This is a genomic window from Enterobacter cloacae complex sp. P40C2 (assembly GCF_014930695.1).
Taxonomy (GTDB): Bacteria; Pseudomonadota; Gammaproteobacteria; order Enterobacterales; family Enterobacteriaceae; genus Enterobacter; species Enterobacter pasteurii.
The window spans coordinates 131,279-137,538 of the sequence record NZ_JADBRP010000008.1 but is presented as its reverse complement, the minus strand read 5'-3'; the positions used below and the strand labels follow the sequence as shown (position 1 = coordinate 137,538).

Sequence of the window (6,260 nt, the reverse complement as noted above, 5' to 3'; positions counted from 1 at the left end):
GACGTTAAGAATCCATGTCACTTTGAGTGCCCACACAGATTGTCTGATAAATTGTTAAAGAGCAGTGCCGCTTCGTTTTTCGCTGCGGCGCGGGGTGTGCATATTACGCTTTCCCGCTTCAGAGTCAAGCGATTATTTTGCTTTTCTCTGCTGACCCGGCGGCTTGCGTGCCGTTGTTCCGTGTCAGTGGAGGCGCATTATAGGGAGTAATTCCGAAGCTGCAAGGATAAAGTGAAAATTATTTACTGACTGCTCATTTTCCAGGCAAAACGCATCCCAGAACTCAATTCTCGCCTGGTTTTTAAACAAAAACGAGCCGCAAGCGGCCCGTTTTTGCGTTTTGTGACTTACTGCACTGCCACAATTCGATCGTCGTTGGCTTCCAGTCGGATAACTTTGCCCGGAACCAGCTCCCCGGAGAGGATTTGCTGCGCCAGCGGGTTTTCGATCTGCTGCTGGATTGCACGTTTTAATGGACGCGCGCCATAAACAGGATCGTAACCATTCGCGCTCAGCAGCTTCAGCGCATCATCGGAGATGTGGATTTCATAACCACGCTCTTCAAGACGTTTATACAGACGCTGCAGCTGGATCTGTGCAATCGACGCAATGTGTTTCTCACCCAGCGGATGGAACACCACGACTTCATCAATACGGTTGATGAACTCCGGACGGAAGTTTTGGCTGACTACCCCCAGTACCAGGTCCTTCATATGGCTGTAATCCAGCTCACCGAAGCGTTCCTGAATCAAATCGGAACCCAGGTTCGAAGTCATGATTACCACCGTATTACGGAAGTCGACCGTTCTGCCTTGCCCGTCCGTCAGACGACCATCATCCAGTACCTGCAACAGGATGTTGAACACGTCAGGGTGCGCCTTCTCCACCTCATCCAGCAGGATGACGGAATAAGGACGACGACGCACCGCTTCCGTCAGGTAACCGCCCTCTTCATAGCCGACATATCCTGGAGGTGCGCCAACCAGACGCGAGACGGAGTGTTTTTCCATAAACTCGGACATATCGATACGCACCATCGCGTCATCGCTGTCGAACATAAAGTTAGCCAGCGCTTTACACAGCTCGGTTTTACCGACACCGGTTGGCCCCAGGAACAGGAACGAACCGATTGGGCGGTTTGGATCGGACAGCCCCGCGCGACTACGACGAATGGCGTTGGAAACCGCCTCAACGGCCTCGTTCTGACCAATCACGCGCTGGTGCAGATCCTGCTCCATGCGCAGCAGTTTCTCACGTTCGCTTTCCATCATGCGGGCAACGGGGATACCGGTCCAGCGCGCCAGCACTTCGGCAATCTCAGCATCCGTCACTTTATTACGCAGCAGACGCATGGTTTTGCCTTCCGACTGCGTGGCAATCTCAAGCTGTTTTTCCAGTTCAGGAATTTTGCCGTACTGCAACTCGGACATCCGCGCCAAATCACCTACGCGGCGCGCCTGCTCAATGGCAATTTTCGCCTGTTCCAGCTCCGCCTTGATCGTCTGGGTGCCAGAAAGCGACGCTTTCTCGGCTTTCCACTCTTCTTCTAACTCAGAATACTGGCGCTCTTTCTCTTCCAGCTCTTCGTTGAGCATATCCAGGCGTTTCTTACTCGCTTCATCAGACTCTTTGTTCAGCGCCTGCTGTTCCAGCTTGAGCTGAATGATGCGGCGATCGAGTCGGTCCAGCTCTTCCGGTTTCGAGTCAATCTGCATACGGATGCTGGACGCGGCTTCATCAATAAGGTCGATTGCTTTATCCGGCAGCTGGCGGTCAGCGATATAACGATGCGAAAGCGTCGCCGCCGCAACGATGGCCGGGTCAGTAATCTGCACATGGTGGTGCAGTTCATAACGCTCTTTCAGACCACGCAGGATCGCGATGGTATCTTCTACGCTTGGCTCAGCAACAAACACCTTCTGGAAACGGCGCTCCAGCGCGGCATCTTTTTCAATGTACTGACGATACTCGTCCAGCGTGGTGGCACCAACGCAGTGAAGTTCACCACGCGCCAGCGCAGGTTTCAGCATGTTCCCGGCATCCATTGCGCCGTCAGCTTTACCGGCCCCGACCATGGTATGCAGTTCGTCGATAAACAGGATGACGTTACCTTCCTGTTTTGCCAGATCGTTCAGCACGCCTTTCAGACGCTCTTCGAACTCGCCGCGATACTTCGCCCCGGCCACCAGCGCGCCCATATCCAGTGCCAGCACGCGGCGGCCCTTCAGCCCTTCCGGCACTTCACCATTAACGATACGCTGCGCCAGCCCTTCAACGATGGCGGTTTTACCAACGCCGGGCTCACCAATCAGCACCGGGTTATTTTTGGTACGACGCTGCAATACCTGAATAGTACGGCGAATTTCTTCGTCACGGCCGATCACCGGGTCAAGCTTGCCCTGCTCGGCACGTTCGGTCAGATCGACCGTAAATTTCTTCAAAGCCTGACGTTGGTCTTCGGCTCCCTGATCGTTCACGCTTTCACCTCCACGCATTTTCTCAATCGCCTGAGTCACGTTGGCGGTGGTAGCGCCGGCAGATTTCAGCAGGTCGGTCAAGGTACCGCGTGATTCAAGCGCCGCCAGAACAAACAGCTCTGACGAAATAAAATTGTCCCCACGCTTTTGCGCCAGCTTGTCGCAAAGGTTCAGCACGCGCACCAGATCCTGTGACGGCTGCACGTCGCCGCCGGTACCTTCCACCTGCGGTAAACGACTCAGCGCCTGATCGATGGCGGTGCGTAACTGGCCGGCATTAATGCCAGCGGACGTTAATAAAGGACGTACCGATCCCCCTTCCTGATTCAGCAAGGCGCTCATTAAATGAAGAGGTTCGATAAATTGGTTGTCGTGCCCCAGTGCGAGGGACTGGGCATCGGCGAGAGCAAGCTGGAATTTATTAGTAAGACGATCCAGACGCATAACTCCTCCCATAACAGGTCAAATTTGCTACTGGAGATTAAATGAGGTCATCCCTCAATTATTCAAGGTTAATGATCTGAATTATGTGAAAAGAAAACAGCGCGTGCCGGATCGTCTTGATTCTATAGGTTATATCAGCCAAATGAAACTTGCCATACGACCCGTGGTCTTGTCGCGGCGATAGGAGAAGAAATCATCGTTTTCGGTGAAGGTACAGCGATCGCCGCCAAAGATCTGCGTTACGCCGACATTGTTTAACCGTTGGCGGGCAAGCTGATAAATATCGGCCAGATATTTATCGCCGGAAGCCACAAACGCATTAGCCGCCTGAGCATCTTTTTCCATAAAGGCTTCGCGCACCTCTGGCCCCACCTCAAACGCGCGAGGTCCAATCGCCGGGCCAAGCCAGGCAATGATGTTAGCGGGATTGTCCTGGAAGCAGGCGACGGTCTCTTCCAGCACGCCTTCGCACAGGCCACGCCAGCCGGCGTGCGCCGCAGCCACTTCCGTGCCCGCCTGGTTGCAAAACAACACGGGCAGGCAATCGGCGGTCATTACCGCGCAAACCGTTCCCGGAATATTACTGTATGAGGCATCGGCACGTTTAGACGCATACGGTTCCCCGGACAGCGTCAGTACCGCTTTGCCATGCACCTGCTCAAGCCAGACCGGTTTTGAAGGCAGATTTCCGGCAGCAAAGAGGCGCTTACGGTTCTCTTCAACGTGCTCCGGGTTATCGCCACAGTGTGCGCCAAGGTTTAGAGACGCCCATGCGCCCTGGCTCACGCCACCGATGCGGGTTGAACTACAGGCAGCCACACCCTCAGGCAGCGGCCACTCCGGGACAATCAGCTTGGTCATAACCAGTCCACGTGATCCTTATGTTCTTCGAAATCCGCGCGCATCGCGTCGATAAGTTCCACCATATCCTGCGGGATCGGCGCATGCCATTCCATCTGAATACCGGTAATTGGGTGGTAAAGACGCAGCATGGTTGCATGCAGGGCCTGGCGATCGAATTTGCGCAGCACGGAGATAAATTCTTCCGACGCCCCCTTTGGCGGACGCGGACGACCGCCGTACACCGGATCGCCCACCAGCGGATGGGTAATGTGCGCCATATGCACGCGGATCTGGTGAGTACGTCCGGTTTCCAGACGCAGACGCAGACGCGTATGAATGCGGAAATGCTCCATGATGCGGTAATGCGTGACGGCAGGTTTACCCATTGGATGCACGGACATATGAGTACGTTTGGTAGGGTGACGGCTGATTGGCTCTTCAACCGTGCCGCCAGCGGTCATATGACCAATCGCCACCGCTTCATACTCGCGGGTAATTTCGCGCAGCTGCAAAGATTCTACCAGGCGAGTCTGAGCCGGGACCGTTTTCGCCACCACCATCAGGCCGGTGGTGTCTTTATCCAGACGGTGAACGATACCGGCGCGCGGTACGTCCGCTATTGGCGGATAATAATGGAGGAGTGCGTTCAGTACCGTACCATCAGGATTACCCGCTCCCGGGTGAACAACAAAGTCACGCGGCTTGTTGATGACCAGAATGTCGTCATCTTCATAGACGATGTTCAGGGGGATATCCTGCGGCTCGAAGCGGACTTCCTCTTCGATTTCAGCATTGATGGCGACAGCTTCCCCACCAAACACTTTCTCTTTTGGTTTGTCCCAAACCTTGCCGTTTACCAGCACACGCTGGTCAAGGATCCATTCTTTTATGCGTGAACGCGAATAATCAGGGAACAATTCGGCCAAAGCCTGATCTAAGCGTTGACCGAGCTGATTTTCGGAGACTGTTGCGGTGAGTTCTACTCGTTGTGCCATAAACTGCTTCTTCGTTTAACGTTGGGTTTTACGGCTTTGCCGTTTAATATAGTGTGCTATTGTAGCTGGTCTTAATCGGGAGCAGGAACTGAGTTTCTCCCGGACAAACATTTGAGGAAAGTCAAAACGTCATGACGCGCATGAAATATCTGGTGGCAGCGGCCACGTTGAGCCTGGCTTTGGTGGGCTGCTCCGGTTCGAATGAACAGGTCCCTGACAATCCGCCGAATGAAATCTATGCGACTGCACAACAAAAGTTGCAGGACGGTAACTGGAAACAGGCGATAACGCAACTGGAAGCGTTGGATAATCGCTATCCATTTGGTCCGTATTCGCAGCAGGTACAGTTAGATCTTATCTATGCCTACTACAAAAATGCCGATCTGCCTTTGGCTCAGGCTACTATCGATCGTTTCATGCGTCTGAACCCTACCCATCCTAACATCGATTATGTGATGTACATGCGCGGCCTGACCAACATGGCGCTGGATGACAGCGCACTACAGGGCTTCTTCGGGGTGGATCGTTCTGACCGTGACCCGCAGCACGCGCGTGATGCTTTCAATGACTTCTCAAAGCTGGTACGTAGCTATCCGAACAGCCAGTACATTACCGATGCCACCAAGCGTCTGGTGTTCCTGAAAAATCGCCTGGCGAAGTATGAATACTCCGTAGCGGAATACTACACCCGCCGTGGCGCATGGGTTGCCGTGGTTAACCGTGTGGAAGGCATGCTGCGTGATTATCCGGATACGCAGGCAACGCGTGATGGCCTGAAGCTGATGGAAAACGCCTATCGTGAAATGCAGATGACCGCTCAGGCTGACAAAGTCGCGAAAATCATCGCCGCGAACAGCAACAACACCTGATTCCGCTTCAAAGCAAAACGGCAGCCCGATGGCTGCCGTTTTTGTATACATTCCAGACCTCAGCTGAAGCGGTTTAGCCTCAACACATCCTGTCAACTATGACCGTAAATTCTGGGTTCGACAAGGTAAATCTCGCCTCTTCCTGCCCTGCCTCACAAAAAAGATTCCCTGACAAAAACCGACAAAATAACGTGATCTAAATCACACATTTTGACATTAGGTCGGGTATGCTGGAATCACCAAGACGGAAAGACAAGAGGTAAAATTTATGACAATGAACATTACCAGTAAACAAATGGAAATTACTCCGGCAATCCGCCAGCACGTCGCAGACCGTCTCGCCAAACTGGATAAATGGCAAACACATTTGATTAATCCACATATCATCCTGTCCAAGGAGCCACAGGGTTTCGTCGCTGATGCAACTATCAATACTCCAAACGGCCATCTGGTCGCCAGCGCAAAACACGAGGATATGTACACCGCAATTAACGATTTGATCAACAAGCTGGAACGGCAGCTCAATAAAGTGCAACACAAAGGTGAAGCCCGTCGCGCCACAACATCGGTGAAAGACGCCAGCTTCGCGGAAGAAGTTGAAGAAGAGTAATCCTTTAAATTGAGTGTACCGA

General features: G+C 53.1%; 5 protein-coding genes. 2 read left to right on the top strand and 3 right to left on the bottom strand.

The window, feature by feature from the left end; genetic code table 11:
• Positions 1-347 precede the first annotated feature (347 nt).
• From clpB to rluD, 3 genes are all read right to left on the bottom strand, one after another.
• A complete protein-coding gene (gene clpB / locus IM304_RS15450; RefSeq protein ID WP_193356633.1) occupies positions 348-2,921 on the bottom strand; it encodes an ATP-dependent chaperone ClpB in 2,574 nt (857 codons plus the stop codon).
• Between the two features lie 129 nt (positions 2,922-3,050).
• Positions 3,051-3,782 (bottom strand): purine nucleoside phosphorylase YfiH, encoded by a 732-nt coding sequence (gene yfiH / locus IM304_RS15445; protein WP_148421517.1) that lies wholly within the window; start codon positions 3,780-3,782, stop codon positions 3,051-3,053.
• Positions 3,779-4,759 carry a 23S rRNA pseudouridine(1911/1915/1917) synthase RluD gene (gene rluD, locus IM304_RS15440; protein ID WP_193356634.1) on the bottom strand — a complete coding sequence of 327 codons (981 nt, stop codon included), beginning with the start codon at positions 4,757-4,759 and terminating at the stop codon, positions 3,779-3,781. The genes yfiH and rluD overlap by 4 nt, the downstream gene beginning before the upstream one ends.
• A 131-nt stretch (positions 4,760-4,890) precedes the next feature.
• Here rluD and bamD point away from each other — a divergent pair, with 131 nt between their 5' ends.
• Both bamD and raiA read left to right on the top strand, forming a co-directional pair.
• Positions 4,891-5,628, top strand: a complete 738-nt coding sequence (gene bamD, locus IM304_RS15435) for an outer membrane protein assembly factor BamD (RefSeq protein WP_193356635.1) — start codon at positions 4,891-4,893, stop codon at positions 5,626-5,628.
• A 268-nt stretch (positions 5,629-5,896) separates the two neighbouring features.
• Positions 5,897-6,238, top strand: coding sequence for a ribosome-associated translation inhibitor RaiA (gene raiA, locus IM304_RS15430; protein WP_006811628.1), 342 nt, complete (start codon positions 5,897-5,899; stop codon positions 6,236-6,238).
• Positions 6,239-6,260: the final 22 nt, after the last annotated feature.